Here is a 14,542-nt window from a genome sequence, read left to right on the forward strand (position 1 = left end):
TTCGCACGGGCGGCCACTTTTTCGTGGGGAGCTGATCGGCGGGCCGGGGAGCTGAGCCGGCCCGCCGATCAGCCCGTCAGGGCGCCCCTCAGGAGGCTGTCGCCGGAGTGGCGGGTGTTGTTGTCGAATCGTTCCGCGGAGACGTCGACCACCGAGTAGCTCTTGAGGTCGACATTCGGGGGCAGGGGTAGCAGGGCGTCCTGGCCGCCACCCAGGGTGCCCACCGAGAACATCTCCATCGTCGTCGGATTGATCAGCCAGACCTCGTAGTACCCCGGGACGCGCGGGAGATTCGCCACATGCAGATGTAGTTGGCCGTCGCGCAGCACCCGGGCGTCGCCCCTGGCCGCCGGGGGCGTCGACCCGTACGCCGCCAGCGGGGCGCTCGCCACCACCACCGGCTTCGGTGCGGGCGCCGGGTCGTCCGGCCGGAGCACCGAGACCGTGCCCACCACACCGACCGCCGCGGCGGCGGCAGCGGTCACCGCGGTGGCCGCCCAACGGGACCAGCCACGGCCCCGCCGCGACCGGCGAGCCGAGTCCAGCCGGGTGACCGTCGGCTCCGGCACGGTGTTGGTGGTCGGCTTCGCCACGGTGTTGGTGGTCGGCTCTGCCGACGTGCCGGGGGCCTGTTCCGGCACCGGCGGTCGGTGGATCTCGGTCACCGACTGTCCGGTCTCCGCCGTGCTGACCTGGGCCAGGATGCCCTGCCAGACGTGCTCCGGCGGGTCGGGTAGGTCGACGAGGCCCTGCGTCTCCACGCCGAGCCCGGCGATCTGCCGCAGGGTCGTCATCTCCGCCCGGCAGTGCGCGCAGGTGCCGAGGTGGGTGCTCTCCCCGTTGTCCGCCTCGCTCTCACCGAGCGCCAGAAAGACCAGCCGGTCGTGGGCCAGGTGCTGCACCGTCCACCTCCCATCTGCGTTTCAAGCTCGCCATGCCGCGCCGGATGTGACTCTTCACGGTGCCCAACGGCACCCCCGTCACCGTGGCTATCTGCTGGTGGGTCAGGTCGTCGTAGAAGGCCAACTCCAGCATCCGGCGCTGGTCGTCCGGGAGACGGGCCAACTCGTCGGCGATCACCAGCCGGTCCACCACGCGGTCCGGATCCGGCTCGGCCCGCGCCGGCTCGGGCAACTGCCGAACCGTCTCCACCACCCGGGTCTCCCGGGCCGAGGCGCGCATCCGGTCGATCACCTTGCGCCGGCCGATGCCGAGCAGCCAACCGACAAGCGATCCCTTGGCCGGGTCGAAGGTGTCGCGACCCAGCCAGGCGGCGACGAACGTGGCCTGGGTGACGTCCTCGGCGTCGGCGCGGTTGGCCAGCATGGAGGTGGCCAGGTGGAACACGGCCCGACCGTACCGGTCGTACGCCTCGCGGAGCGCCACGTCGTCGCCCGCGCGGAAGCGGAGTGCGAGGTCGTCCACCGGAGGGTCCGGTTCCTCGTGCAGGGCCGTCATCGGGCGGCTCGCCTTCGACGGGGCATGCCCGACTGTAGCTGCCACAGTCTCCGCCCCACTCTCCCGGTCGATGTCATCTCAGCAGCTCTTCGCCTCGCGACCCCGGTTCGGATGCAGGTGGGGCCGAAAAAGAAAAGTGCGTCGGTGTCGCATCCACCCGTCGGGGCGACGGCGTAACCCGTTCTGCACACCGGGCCTGACGAATCAGCACCAATCACCAGGAGGCAGACATGCAGTTCCCATCCCTGCGGCGGGTCGCGGCGGGTGGCGCGGTCGCCGCGCTGGCCTTCGCCGGAGTTGGCGCACTCACCGCCACCCCCGCGTACGCCGCCACGTCGAAGGTCTCCGTGGTGCACGGCATCCCGGACACCCCGGTCGACGTCTACGTCAACGGCAAGAAGACGCTCGACAACTTCAAGCCCGGCGACGTCGCCGGCCCGCTGACCCTGGAGAAGGGCGACTACGACATCGCGCTTACCAAGCCGGGCGAGCCGATCGGCAGCGCGATCCTCAAGGTCGACGACGCGGCGGTGCCGGGCGGCGCGAACATCAGCATCGCGGCCCACCTGGACGCCGCCGGCAAGCCGAAGATCACCCCGTTCGTGAACGACGTCTCGAAGGTCGACGCCGGCAAGGCCCGGCTGATCGTCCGGCACACCGCCGCCGCGCCGTCCGTGGACGTACGCGCCGGCGGCACCCCGGTCTTCGAGGGCCTGACCAACCCCGAGGAGGCCAAGGGCGACCTCGACGCGGGCAGCGTGAAGGCGGACGTGGTGCTGGCCGGCACCGACACCGTGGCCATCGGCCCGGCCGACCTCAACCTCGGGGAGGGCACCGCGACGATCGTCTACGCGATCGGCTCCGCCGAGGGCAAGACCCTCGGTGTGGTGGCGCAGACCATCACCGGCCTGCACTCCGCTCCGGGCGGCGTGCCGAGCGGTGACGGCGGTCAGGCCGGCACGGGCCTGGGCACGTGGTGGTACACGCTCACCGGTGCCGGCGTACTCCTGCTGTTTCTTGGTGGGGTGCGGATGGCGACCGCGCGGTCCGGTCGTAGGTGACGGTGCGCGACCGCGGCGCGCTGGCGGCCCTGGCCGCCGGCGTTGCCGCGCTCACCGCCGCCGCGGTGGTGGCGTGCGGCTCCCAGCCGGCCGGGAACGTGGGCGCCGAGGAGGCGAGCGCGTTGGCCAGCGCCCCGGCGACCACCGCCAGCGTTCCGTCGGTCCCGGTGACCGCCGGTGAGTTGCCGGCGGTCACGGCGATCATCGCGCCGGTACGACTGGTGATCCCGGAGATCGACGTCACCGCCACCGTCGTCGCGGTGGGCATCAACGAGCGGACGAACGAGTTCGAGGTGCCGCCGAGCGTCGAACAGATCGGGTGGTACCGCTACGGACCCGGCCTGGAGGCCCCCGCGGGCTCGGTGGTCATCGCCGGGCACGTGGACAGCGCCAGGCAGGGCAGGGGGGCGTTCTTCCGGCTCCGTGAGCTGGACCAGGGCGACACGCTGACCGCGACCGGCAGCGACGGCGCGGCGCGGCGGTACCGGGTCGTCGCCCGGGAGGAGTACGCGAAGACCAGGATTCCGTTGGACCGGTACTTCGCCCGGGACGGCAAGCCGCGACTGACATTGATCACCTGTGGCGGGCCGTTCGACGCCAGGGCGCGCAGGTACCGAGACAACATCGTCGTGACCGCGGTGCCCGCCTGACCGGGCCGGGTCCCCTCCGCCATCCGGGCTCCACGGTGTCGGCCGTAGGCTGAGTGGTGATGGCTTACCTGGATCACGCGGCGACGACTCCGATGCTCGATGAGGCACTGGAGGCGTACGTCGCTACCGCCCGCGAGGTCGGCAACGCGTCCTCCCTGCACGCGGCGGGTCGCCGTGCCCGCCGCCGGGTCGAGGAGTCCCGCGAGAAGGTGGCCGCGGTGCTGGGCGCGCGGCCATCCGAGGTGATCTTCACCGGTGGTGGCACGGAGAGCGACAACCTCGCGGTCAAGGGCATCTTCTGGGCCCGCCGGGGAGCCGCCCCGCAACGCGGTCGGGTGGTGTCCAGCGCCGTCGAGCACCACGCGGTGCTGGACGCGGTGGACTGGCTCGTCGAGCACGAGGGAGCCGAGGTCGGCTGGTTGCCGGTGGACGCCGCCGGTCGGCTCGACCCGGAGGACCTGCGCGCCGAGCTGGCCGCGCACGCCGACCGGGTGGCGGTGGTCACCGCGATGTGGGCGAACAACGAGGTGGGCACCGTCCAGCCGGTCGCCGAGTTGGCCGCCGTCGCGGCCGAGCACGGTGTGCTGTTCCACACCGACGCCGTCCAGGCGGTCGGTCAGGTGCCCGTCGACTTCGCCGCCAGCGGTGTCGCCGCGCTGACCCTCACCGGGCACAAGTTGGGCGGCCCGACCGGGGTGGGCGCGCTGCTGCTCGCCCGGGACGTGGCGGCCACGCCGCTGCTGCACGGCGGCGGCCAGGAACGCGACGTCCGCTCCGGCACCCTGGACACCGCCGGCATCGTCGCCTTCGCGGTCGCCGTCGAGAGCGCGGTGAAGGGCCAACAGGAGTACGCGGCCCGGGTGGCCGCGCTCCGCGACGACCTGATCGAACGGGTTCGTCGGGCGGTGCCCGAGGTGGTCTACAACGGCGACCCGACCGACCGGCTGCCCGGCAACGCGCACTTCTCCTTCCCGGGCTGCGAGGGCGACGCCCTGCTGCTGCTGCTCGACGCCCAGGGCATCGCCTGCTCCACCGGGTCGGCCTGCTCCGCGGGCGTGGCCCAACCCTCACACGTGCTGCTGGCGATGGGCGCCGACGACGACCGCGCCCGCTCCTCGCTGCGTTTCTCCCTCGGCCACACGAGCACCCAGGCCGACGTCGACGCCCTCATCGCGGCCCTCCCCGCGGCGGTGGACCGAGCCCGCCGAGCCGCAGCCCTCCGCACCCCCCGCTAGCTGACCCCCGCCCCCGCCCCGCCCTCGCGCCTCTATCCCCGCGATCTTGCAGTTTCTGTCGCCAAATTGCCCTTTATGCAACTTTTGCCGGGGCAGAAAGTGCAAGATCGCGCGAGGTGGTGGGCGGGGCGGGGCCGGGGCCGGTGGGTTTTCGGGGCTGGTGGATAGGGTTGTTGTGGGGATGGGGAAGGGAGTGCGCTGGTGAGGGTTCTGGCGGCTATGTCGGGCGGGGTTGACTCGGCCGTGGCGGCGGCGCGGGCGGTGGCGGCCGGGCATGACGTGACAGGCGTACACCTGGCGCTGGCGCGCAATCCACAGACCTACCGGACCGGGGCGCGCGGCTGCTGCACCCTGGAAGACTCCCGGGACGCGCGACGGGCCGCCGACGTGATCGGCATCCCGTTCTACGTCTGGGACATGGCCGACCGCTTCCACGAGGACGTGGTGGACGACTTCGTCGCCGAATATGCCGCCGGCCGTACACCGAATCCCTGCCTGCGCTGCAACGAGAAGATCAAGTTTGCGGCGGTGCTGGACCGGGCGGTGGCCCTGGGCTTCGACGCGGTGGTCACCGGGCACCACGCCCGCCTCGGCCCGGACGGGCTGCTGCGGCGCAGCGTCGACATCGCCAAGGACCAGTCGTACGTGCTGGCCGTGCTCACCCGCGAGCAACTGGACCGGTCGATCTTCCCGCTCGGCGACTCGACGAAGGCGCAGGTCCGTGCGGAGGCCGCCGAGCGTGGCCTGGCGGTGGCCGACAAGCCGGACTCGCACGACATCTGCTTCATCGCCGACGGCGACACCCGCGGCTTCCTGGCCGGTCGGCTCGGCGAGGCGCCCGGCGACGTGGTCGACGCGAGCACCGGTGCGGTGGTCGGCAGTCACCGCGGCGCGTACGCGTACACGGTGGGGCAGCGCCGCGGGCTGCACCTGGACCGGCCCGCCCCGGACGGGCGGCCGCGCTACGTGCTCTCCATCACGCCGAAGACCAACACGGTGACTGTTGGCACCGCCGAGGCGCTGGAGGTGTCCGAGGTGCGTGGCGTTCGCCCAGTCTGGACCGGCGGTGCGCGCCCGGACGCGCCGATCGAGTGCGAGGTGCAGCTGCGTGCGCACGGCGACGTGGTCCCGGCGACCGTCGCCCTCGACGGTGACCTGCTGCACGCCGAGCTGCGCCGGCCGGTCCGCGGTGTCGCCGCCGGTCAGGCCGTGGTCGCGTACCGGCCTGACCCGGCCGGCGACGTGGTCCTCGGCTCGGCGACGATCACCGCCTGACGGAGCGGCACGGGGGTTCGCGGGATAGCCTTCGGCCGTGACAGATCAGGCGTGGCCCTGGCCGGCCGGTGCGGCAACCGGAATTGGTTCGCTGCCCGGCACCGACATCGGCGAGGCACAGCGGGTGGTCCTCGGGGAGCTTCCCGAGCTGCCCCACCTGGCCGAGTTGCCGGCCCGTGGCCCCGGCGCCGACCTCATCGGCCGTAGCGCCGGGCTGCTTGTCGAGCTGCCCGTCGAGGTGTACGCCGGCCGCTGGCGGGTCGCCCCCCGCCCGGGGCGTGACCTGCGCCGGGCCGCCGACCTCATGGAACGCGACCTGGACCAGCTCGCCGAGCAGGCCGAGGAGTACGACGGCCCGATCAAGGTGCAGGCCGCCGGCCCGCTGACGCTCGCCGCGTCCCTGGAGCTACCGATCGGTGGCCGCCTGCTGCGTGACCCCGGCGCGGTCCGTGACCTGACCGGCTCCCTCGCCGAAGGGCTGCGCGCGCACGTCGCGGCGGTGGCCCGGCGCCTGCCCCGGGCGTCGGTGCTGCTCCAACTGGACGAGCCGTCACTGCCGACGGTGCTGGCCGGGCGGGTGCCGACCGAGAGCGGCCTGGGCGCGTACCGGGCGGTCGATTCGGTGGACGCGGCCGCGCTGCTGCGCGCGGTCGTGGACGCGGTCGGAGTGCCGACGCTCGTGCACTGCTGCGCCCCGGACGTGCCGCTGGAGCTGATCCGCTCCACCGGCGCCGTCGCGGTCGCCCTCGACCTCGACCTGGTCACCAAGCTCGACCCGCTGGGCGAGGCGATCGACGCCGGCCTCGGGCTGCTGGCCGGGGCCGCGCCGACCCGGCCGCCGTCGGCCGGTGGCGCGCCGACCTCCGCGCAGATCGCCGATCGGGTACGCCAGGTGTGGGACCGCCTCGGCTTTCCTCGTCGGCAGTTGGCCGAGCAGGTGGTGCTCACCCCGGCCTGCGGTCTCGCCGGTGCCACCCCGGAGTACGCCCGGGCGGTGCTCGCGGCCTGTCGGGACGCCGGTCGGCGGCTCGCCGAGGATTGAGTTTTCCTGTCGTACCGGGTGGGCAGGATGACGGTCATGATTGGACAGCTGCGTTCAGTGGTGATCGATTGCCCGGATCCCCGGGCGCTGGCGGAGTTCTACGCCGAGCTGCTCGGCATGCGCATCGCCGAGAGTGAGACGGAGTCCGACTGGGTGGTGCTGGGCGGTCCGCCCGGCCACCAGCCGCGTGTGGCCTTCCAGCAGGCACCCGACCTGCGGCCACCGGCCTGGCCGGACCCGGAGCGGCCACAGCAGTTCCACCTCGACGTGACGGTGGACGACATCGAGAGCGCGGAGAAGGCGGCGCTCGCGCTCGGGGCTCGGCGGCTGCCGGGCGGGGGCGAGGGTTTCCGGGTCTACGCCGACCCGGTCGGCCACCCGTTCTGCCTCTGCTGGGACTGAGCCGGCGTGGGTTGCGGCGGCCGGGCATCATGGCCGCCGTGATCCCCACCTCCGCGCTGCGCGCCTCCGGTTCACTCTTCGGCCTCGCCTACGGCGACGCGCTCGGCAAGCCGACCGAGTTCCTGACCGTCGCCGAGATCGAGCACCGGTACGGCCCGGCCGGCCCACGTGAGCTGTCCGGCGAGCCGGCACTTGTCACCGACGACACCCAGATGGCACTCGCGGTGGGCTGGGCGCTGCACGAGGCGCCCTCGCTCACCCCGGAGGCGGTGGAGCCGCTACTGCGGCGGCGCTTCCTGGCCTGGGCGGTCAGCCCGGACAACAACCGTGCCCCGGGCATGACCTGCCTGCGAGCCTGCGCGGAGCTGAGCCGTGGGCTGCGCTGGCAGGAGGCGACCGTGCCGGGGTCGAAGGGGTGCGGGGCCAACATGCGGGTCACCCCGGTCGGGCTGCTCGACGTCGACCTGGACACCCTGGCCGGGTTGGCCCAGTTGCAGGCCGGGTTGACCCACGGCCACCCGACCGGGCTGGCCGCCAGCGAGCTGACCGCGTACGCGGTCTTCGTGCTGCGCGCGGGCGCCACACTGCCCGAGCTACCCGCGCTGCTCACCGAGCGGGCGCTCGCCCAGCGACTGGTCTACCGGGAGCGGTGGCTGGGTGATCTCTGGCAGCGCGCCGGCTTGTCTTCTCCAGCCGACTTCATCGCCCCAGGCTGGGACGAGTGCCTGGCGGCGCTGGGCCGACTGACGACCGCCCTGAGCCAGCCGGACGACGGCGGCGACCCGTGCCGGGCCACCGGGGAGGGCTGGGTCGCCGAGGAGGCGCTGGCCACCGCGCTGCTCTGCGCCATTCGGCACGCCGACGACCCGGTGGCGGCACTGGCCCGGGGCGCGACCACCGCCGGCGACTCCGACTCGATCGCCGCCCTGGCCGGCGCCTTCGTGGGCGCGGCCGCCGGCATGGCCGCCTGGCCGACCGGATGGACGGACCGCATCGAGTACGCGGACCAACTCACCACCCTCGGCGCCGCCTGGGACTGACCCTCACCTGCCTGCCTGCCTGCTGCCTGCGTGCCCTGCGCTGCTCGGTCCGGCCTGCCTGGCCCGGCCTGCCTGGCCCGGCCTGCCTGGCCCGGCCTGCCTGGCCCGGCCTGCCTGGCCCGGCCTGCCTGGCCTGGCCCGGCTTGCCGTGCTCGGCCGGCCTGACGTGGGCCGCCGGGCCTGGGCCGCCCCGCTTCGCGGGCGTGATCCACTCGCGTTTCTGGAAGTCGGGGTGTCCCGTGGTGTCGGATGCCGCGCTTTGCAGGAAGCCGAGTCGATCACGCCGTCTGTGGCCAGGGCGACGGGGTAGGGGGCTCGCCGGGACGGTCCGGGTGACGGGTGGGATCGTCGGGCGGTTGCGCCGACAGGGCAGTGGGGCTGGTCAGGGGGTGGGCAGGTGACGCAGGCTGCGGACCTTGCGCCACAGGTCGGCGTCGCAGCGGCCGGCGTGGTCGGCGAACGCGGCCGAGTCGAGTCGGATCGGCTCGGTCAGGCTGAGGTAGCTGTCGTGCTCCGCGCCGGGATCCCACTCCCGGGTGGGGATCCGCACGTGGTCGTCCCGGTCACTCTTGTCCTGGCTGGTGATCTTCAGGACGTCGGCTCCTCGGGAGTCCGCCCGCAGCACCAGGCAGGGCCGTACCTTCGAGCCGCTGCCATCGGCGTACGGCACGTCGGCCCACCAGATCTCGCCCGGTGCCGGGGCGTCCCGCCGGTCGGTGTCGCGTGAGCGAGGCTTGGCGCCCGGCCGGTCGGTGCCGCGCGGCCGAGGTGGGGTGGGCCGACGACCACCGGTGCCGGCCGTGGCACGGCGATCCGGTCGGGTGCCCGAGGGGCGGGTGGAAACCCGGTTTCGCCAGCTGTTCCATGCCCAACCCGCACCCACGGCCAGCAGGATCGCCACCGCCCAGAGCAGTGCCTCGCGCATCGCGTTACCTCCTGCCCACCGGCGGAGGCATCTCCGCCGCCTGGCGGCTCGCGGGCCGCACCGTTCGGCGATCCTCGCACGCCTCCGCCCGTGCCGCCCGCCCACCACACCGCGGCTGCCCGGACGCCCCGCCGCACCCGGCGGACACCCCTTGATCATTTGACGCCGAGTAGTGGGATCGGCCCGTCGAGAACCACTGGGCATCGACTGATCACGGAACGCGGCGGCGAGGAACATCGCAGCGGGCGCGGGCGGGCAACGGATTGTCCCACCGGCCCGATACCGTGCCGGAGTAGCGTGATCAGGGAGGTCGCAGGCGTGTCCGAAGGTGGCGGTGTGTCCGAGGAGCAGATCGGTCAGCAGGTCAGCCCGGAGCAGGAGGCGGCGGCCGGGGCTGAGCCGACGCCGCAGGCCCGGGAACGGCACGCCACGCTCAGTCAGGAGCTGACCGAGCATCAATACCGCTACTACGTGTTGGACGCGCCGACCATCGCCGACGCCGAGTTCGACCGGCAGCTGCGCGAGTTGGAGGCGCTGGAGGCGGAGTTCCCGGCGCTGCGCACGCCCGATTCGCCGACCCAGCGGGTGGGCGGCACGTTCTCCACCGACTTCACCCCGGTCACCCATGCCGAGCGGATGCTGTCGCTCGACAACGCCTTCGCCGACGAGGAGTTGGCGGCCTGGGCCGAGCGGGTCGAACGGGACGCGGGCGGCCCGGTGCCCTACCTGTGCGAGCTGAAGGTCGACGGGCTGGCCATCAACCTGACCTATGAGAAGGGCAGGCTGGTCCGGGCCGCCACCCGGGGTGACGGTCGCACAGGTGAGGACGTCACCGCCAACGTACGCAGCATCCGGGACGTGCCCAGCGAGCTGGCCGCCTCCGCCGAGTTCCCAGACGTCCCGGGGCTGCTGGAGGTCCGGGGCGAGATCTACTTCCCGATCGCCGCCTTCGCCGATCTCAACGCAAGCCTGGTCGAGCAGGGCCGGGCACCGTTCGCCAACCCGCGCAACGCCGCCGCCGGCAGCCTGCGGCAGAAGGACCCGCGGGTCACCGCCTCCCGGCCGCTGCGCCTGGTCGTGCACGGCATCGGCGCCCGCCGGGGGTTCCAGCCCACGGCCCAGTCCGAGTCGTACGCGGCGCTGAAGTCGTGGGGGTTGCCGACCAGCGATCGGTGGCGGGTCGTCCCGGATCTGGCCGGTGTGGCGGAATACATCGCGCACTACGCCGAGCACCGGCACGACGTCGAGCACGAGATCGACGGGGTGGTGGTCAAGGTCGACCCGGTCTCCATCCAGGGCCGGCTCGGTTCGACTAGCCGCGCCCCGCGCTGGGCGATCGCCTTCAAATACCCGCCGGAGGAGGTCACCACCAAGCTGCTCGACATCGAGGTCGGTGTCGGGCGCACCGGGCGGGTCACGCCGTTCGCGGTGCTGGAGCCGGTGCACGTGGCGGGCTCGACGGTGGCCCAGGCCACCCTGCACAACGCCAGCGAGGTGGAACGCAAGGGCGTGTTGATCGGCGACACGGTGGTGGTGCGCAAGGCGGGGGACGTGATCCCCGAGGTGCTCGGCCCGGTGGTCGACCTGCGTCCCGCCGACGCGCGGGCGTTCGTGATGCCCACCACCTGTCCGTCCTGCGGCACGCCACTCGCCCCCGCCAAGGAGAGCGACGTCGACATTCGTTGCCCCAACACCCACAGCTGCCCGGCGCAGCTGCGGGAGCGGGTGTTCCACCTGGCCGGCCGGGGTGCGTTCGACATCGAGGTGCTCGGCTACAAGGGCGCGGGAGCACTACTGGACGCGCAGATCATCACCGACGAGGGCGATCTCTTCCAGCTCGACGCCGAGCAGCTGTCCCGGTCCCCGTTCTTCGTCAACAAGGACGGCACCCTCGGCAGCAACGCGACCAAGTTGTTGGACAATCTCGTGGTCGCCCGACAGCGCGAGTTGTGGCGGGTGCTGGTGGCGCTCTCCATCCGGCACGTCGGCCCCACCGCGGCTCGGGCGCTCGCCCGGCACTTCCGCTCGATGGACGCCATCGAGGCGGCCACGGAGGAGGAGCTGTCCTCGGTCGACGGGGTCGGGCCGACCATCGCGGCGAGCCTCCGGGAGTGGTTCGCGGTGGACTGGCACCGCGAGGTCGTCCGCAAGTGGGCCGAGGCCGGCGTACGGATGGCGGAGGACGTGGTCGACGAGGGGCCGCGCCCGTTGCAGGGGTTGACCGTGGTGGTGACCGGCACGCTCGCCGGCTTCTCGCGGGACCAGGCCGTCGAGGCGGTGGAGACCAGGGGCGGCAAGGTCAGCGGGTCGGTCTCCAAGAAGACGAGCTTCGTCGTCGTGGGGGACAACCCCGGCTCCAAGGCCGACAAGGCGGTCAGCCTCAAGGTGCCGGTGCTGGACGAGGCAGGGTTCCAGCTCCTGCTCGACGCGGGTCCGGATGCCGCACGGGAGGTCGCTCAACCGGGCGGCTGACCCGTGGGCGCGCGGTGCGGCGACAGGTCGCGTATACCAACTTAATTACGACTACGACCGATTCGTGACTGTCATACCGGGAAACCGGGGGCCGAGGGCGTTTCATTGGGTCACGACGCGCGCACCGGCACGTCGACGGCCGGTCGGGAGGTGTGGTGGAGGTCGCCGATCCACGCAACTCGCTGCCCCCGGGGCGAGTGGCGCCGTTCGCTGCCTTCGTCACCGGCATCCTGGTGGTGGCCGCGCTGACCGCCGCCGTTCCACTAGCGACGCTGCCCGGTGAGGTGTCCGGGCTGCCGGTGGCGTTCTGGACGATGGCCGCGCTCGCCGTGGTGTGCGACGCCCGCCCGTTCGTCCCGCCGGGGCGCCGGCAAACTTCGGCGGTGTTCCCCTCCACCTGCTTCACCTTCGCGATCCTGCTGGGTTGGGGCCTCGGCCCGGCGGTGGCGGTGCAGGCGGTGGGTGTCGTCGTCTCGGGCTGGCGGATGCGGCACGCGGCGTGGCGGACGGCGTTCAACGTCGGGCAGTACGCGTGCGCGCTCGCCGCCGCGTACGGGGTGATTCTGCTCGGGCCGGGCACCATCTTCTCCGGCGGACGGTTGCACTGGACCGACGTGGCCGCCGTCGGTGGCACGACGCTGGCCTGGTTCGTCGTCAACTACGTGTTGGTCAGCTGGGCGGTGCGGCTGCGCTTCGGCGACCGGTGGTGGCCCACCCTCCGGCAAGGGCTCGGCTTCGAGTTGCTCTCCACCGGTTCGCTGCTGCTGCTCGCCCCGGTGCTGGTCGCCGCCGCGCGGGTCAGCGCGGCGCTGATCCCGCTGGTGCTGGTGCCGCTCTTCGCCGTCTACCGGATGGCCCGGCTGACCGTCGAACAGCAGCACCTCGCCGCCGCCGACCCGCTGACCGGCCTGCCCAACCGCAAGGCCCTGTTGGTCGAGGTGGCGGAGCAGGTGCACCTGCATGCCGAGCGGACGGCCCGCGGCGGACCCGACGGGCAGTTGGCGCTGCTGCTGATCGACCTGGACCGTTTCAAGAACGTCAATGACGCCCTCGGGCACGCGGTGGGCGACCGGCTGCTGGTCGAGGTGAGCGCGCGGCTCACCGACCTGCGGCCCCGACCCCAGATGATCGCTCGGCTCGGCGGCGACGAGTTCGCCATCGTGATGACCGGGCTGTCCGACGTCGCTCAGGCGCGGGAGTTGGCCGACCAGGTGGTCCAGGCGTTGGCCGAGCCGGTGCCGCTCGACGGGCTTCCGTTGGACGTGGGCGGGTCGATCGGCATCGCCCTCTTCCCCGAGCATGGGGAGGACTTCGCCACCTTGATGCGCCACGCCGACGTGGCGATGTACGACGCCAAGCACCGCAACGACACAGTGGCCGTCTACGCCCCCGAATCGGACCACAACTCCGCCGAGCGTCTCGGCCTCCTCGCCGATTTGCGCCGGGTGCTGGAGTCCGGCCCACCGGTCGTCGAGCCGTCCGACGCCGACCCGGCCACGCCGGCCGAGCAGGGCGAGCGGGTCGACCAGGCTGAGCAGGGCGAGCGGGCCAGGCAGGCTGAGCAGGGCGAGCGGGCCGGGCAGGGCGAGCGGGCCGGGCAGGTTGAGCAGAGCGAGCGGGCCGGGCAGGGCGGGCGGGGCGACGGGAACGGCCGGCACTCCGTACCGGATGAGGTTGGCGCGGAGCGGACGGTCGGCGTACCCCTCGATGCGACGGCCGAGGTGCGCGGCGGTGACGGGGCGGCGCTGCCCACCGGGGCCGAGGCCGCGCCACACGCGGACCCGGCGCCGGCGATCGTGACGGCACCGCCGCCCGGTCGACGGTGGGGGCGCCGTCGACGCGGCGGCGCCGAGTTGGCGCACGCCGACGAGCTGATCAAACGGATCGCCACCGGTGCCGACCCGATCCGGGGCCGCAACACCCGCGCCACGGTCGGCAACCGGCCGGGCCCGGCCGGGGATCGACGCGCCGGGCTCGGCAACGACAGGCGGTCGCCGCACGGAAGCGCGGTCGCCGCGATGGGCAACGGCGGTCTCGGGTCGCGGCGGGACACCGGGCCGGGCGCACCGGGGCGACCGCTCGAACCGACGGGGTGGGCGCACGCGGACGGTGGGCCGGCCGACGACGCCGGGGAAATCACCATGTATTACCAGCCGCAGATCGCCATCGCGACCGGCGAGGTGGTCGGTGTCGAGGCCCTGCTGCGGTGGCGGCACCCGCGGCGGGGCATGGTCGACCCGGAGGAGCTCATCCGGGTCGCCGAGCAGAGCGCCGTGATGCGGCTGCTCACCCGTCGGGTGGTCGACGACGTGGTGGAGCAGCTCGCCAAGTGGTCGGCGGCCGGCATCGGCCTGCGCGCGGCGCTGAACGTGAGCGTGCGTGACCTGCACACCGGCGAGATCGCCGACCAGATCGCCGATCGGTTGGCCCGCTACGGGGTGCCGGCCGAGCGGCTACAGGTGGAGATCACCGAAGGCGCGTTGATGGCTGACCCGCGCCGGGTGTTGGCGACCATCTCCCAACTGCACCGGATCGGGGTGGGCATCGCGCTCGACGACTTCGGCACCGGCTACTCGTCATTGCAGCACCTGCGCCGGCTGCCGCTGTCCGAGGTGAAGGTGGACCGGTCGTTCGTCCTCGGCATGGCCGACGACGCCGACGACGCGGCGATCGTCCGGTCGATGATCGAGTTGGCCGGCGCTCTGGGGTTGCGGGTGGTGGCCGAGGGCGTCGAGGACGAGCGGACCTGGCGGATGTTGCACGCCGCCGGTTGCGACGCGGCGCAGGGCTGGTTCTACGCCCGGCCCATGCCCGCCGCGGAGCTGGCCACCTGGCTGGCCCGGTACCGGCCGGTGCGCCCGACCGGCGGGCACCCGCCGGCCGACGTCACGCGCCGCCCCACCCGCTGACCCGGCACGGGGCCGACGGGAGGGGGAGTCCGGGGACGCGGCACCGGAGCGGAACAATAGACTCGCTCCGGTC

The 14,542-nt window shown here is 73.2% G+C and carries 12 protein-coding genes; 9 read left to right on the top strand and 3 right to left on the bottom strand.

The annotated features are described in order from the left end of the window. Nucleotides 1-68: 68 nt before the first annotated feature. Complete coding sequence (locus tag ACGFIW_RS00405) at nt 69-902, bottom strand: anti-sigma factor (protein ID WP_393310097.1); 834 nt, start codon at nt 900-902, stop codon at nt 69-71. Then, nucleotides 856-1,458: an RNA polymerase sigma factor gene (locus tag ACGFIW_RS00410; RefSeq protein ID WP_393310099.1), complete on the bottom strand. Its 603-nt coding sequence runs from the start codon at nt 1,456-1,458 to the stop codon at nt 856-858. Before ACGFIW_RS00410 ends, ACGFIW_RS00405 begins: the two co-directional genes overlap by 47 nt. Nucleotides 1,459-1,688: 230 nt before the next feature. Here ACGFIW_RS00410 and ACGFIW_RS00415 point away from each other — a divergent pair, with 230 nt between their 5' ends. The 7 genes from ACGFIW_RS00415 to ACGFIW_RS00445 all read left to right on the top strand — a co-directional run bounded on the left by ACGFIW_RS00415 (nt 1,689) and on the right by ACGFIW_RS00445 (nt 8,163). Further along, complete coding sequence (locus ACGFIW_RS00415) at nt 1,689-2,519, top strand: DUF4397 domain-containing protein (protein WP_393310101.1); 831 nt, start codon at nt 1,689-1,691, stop codon at nt 2,517-2,519. Further along, nucleotides 2,516-3,169 (top strand): class F sortase, encoded by a 654-nt coding sequence (locus ACGFIW_RS00420; RefSeq protein ID WP_393310103.1) that lies wholly within the window; start codon nt 2,516-2,518, stop codon nt 3,167-3,169. Before ACGFIW_RS00415 ends, ACGFIW_RS00420 begins: the two co-directional genes overlap by 4 nt. 59 nt (nt 3,170-3,228) lie before the next feature. Beyond that, nucleotides 3,229-4,404, top strand: a complete 1,176-nt coding sequence (locus tag ACGFIW_RS00425; RefSeq protein ID WP_393310105.1) for a cysteine desulfurase family protein — start codon at nt 3,229-3,231, stop codon at nt 4,402-4,404. Nucleotides 4,405-4,605: 201 nt separating this feature from the next. Beyond that, a complete protein-coding gene (mnmA, locus tag ACGFIW_RS00430) occupies nt 4,606-5,679 on the top strand; it encodes a tRNA 2-thiouridine(34) synthase MnmA (protein ID WP_393310107.1) in 1,074 nt (357 codons plus the stop codon). 37 nt (nt 5,680-5,716) lie between these two features. Then, entirely contained in the window at nt 5,717-6,721 is a 1,005-nt protein-coding gene (locus ACGFIW_RS00435) for a methionine synthase (protein WP_393310109.1), read from the top strand. Between the two features lie 36 nt (nt 6,722-6,757). Then, nucleotides 6,758-7,123 (top strand): VOC family protein, encoded by a 366-nt coding sequence (locus tag ACGFIW_RS00440; protein WP_393310111.1) that lies wholly within the window; start codon nt 6,758-6,760, stop codon nt 7,121-7,123. Nucleotides 7,124-7,152: 29 nt separating this feature from the next. Beyond that, nucleotides 7,153-8,163: an ADP-ribosylglycohydrolase family protein gene (locus ACGFIW_RS00445; RefSeq protein WP_393310113.1), complete on the top strand. Its 1,011-nt coding sequence runs from the start codon at nt 7,153-7,155 to the stop codon at nt 8,161-8,163. Between the two features lie 382 nt (nt 8,164-8,545). Here ACGFIW_RS00445 and ACGFIW_RS00450 read toward each other — a convergent pair whose 3' ends face one another. After that, a complete protein-coding gene (locus tag ACGFIW_RS00450; RefSeq protein WP_393310115.1) occupies nt 8,546-9,088 on the bottom strand; it encodes a type II toxin-antitoxin system PemK/MazF family toxin in 543 nt (180 codons plus the stop codon). A gap of 336 nt (nt 9,089-9,424) precedes the next feature. Here ACGFIW_RS00450 and ligA point away from each other — a divergent pair, with 336 nt between their 5' ends. Together ligA and ACGFIW_RS00460 are read left to right on the top strand one after the other, a co-directional pair. Further along, nucleotides 9,425-11,560, top strand: a complete 2,136-nt coding sequence (ligA, locus tag ACGFIW_RS00455; protein ID WP_393310117.1) for an NAD-dependent DNA ligase LigA — start codon at nt 9,425-9,427, stop codon at nt 11,558-11,560. A 155-nt stretch (nt 11,561-11,715) separates the two neighbouring features. Beyond that, the gene (locus ACGFIW_RS00460) at nt 11,716-14,469 is read left to right on the top strand and encodes an EAL domain-containing protein (RefSeq protein ID WP_393310119.1); all 2,754 of its coding nucleotides are present in this window, start codon (nt 11,716-11,718) and stop codon (nt 14,467-14,469) included. Nucleotides 14,470-14,542 lie beyond the last annotated feature (73 nt).

The sequence above is a fragment of the Micromonospora sp. NPDC048935 genome (genome assembly GCF_043197875.1).
Classification (GTDB): domain Bacteria; phylum Actinomycetota; class Actinomycetes; order Mycobacteriales; family Micromonosporaceae; genus Micromonospora.

Bases quoted from the DNA above. Each gene is read 5' to 3' on its own strand.
- ACGFIW_RS00445 (WP_393310113.1), top strand. From the start codon at position 7,153: ATGGCCGCCGTGATCCCCACCTCCGCGCTGCGCGCCTCCGGTTCACTC.
- ACGFIW_RS00440 (WP_393310111.1), top strand. From the start codon at position 6,758: ATGATTGGACAGCTGCGTTCAGTGGTGATCGATTGCCCGGATCCCCGG.
- ACGFIW_RS00450 (WP_393310115.1), bottom strand. From the start codon at position 9,088: ATGCGCGAGGCACTGCTCTGGGCGGTGGCGATCCTGCTGGCCGTGGGT.
- ACGFIW_RS00410 (WP_393310099.1), bottom strand. From the start codon at position 1,458: ATGACGGCCCTGCACGAGGAACCGGACCCTCCGGTGGACGACCTCGCA.
- ACGFIW_RS00425 (WP_393310105.1), top strand. From the start codon at position 3,229: ATGGCTTACCTGGATCACGCGGCGACGACTCCGATGCTCGATGAGGCA.
- ACGFIW_RS00415 (WP_393310101.1), top strand. From the start codon at position 1,689: ATGCAGTTCCCATCCCTGCGGCGGGTCGCGGCGGGTGGCGCGGTCGCC.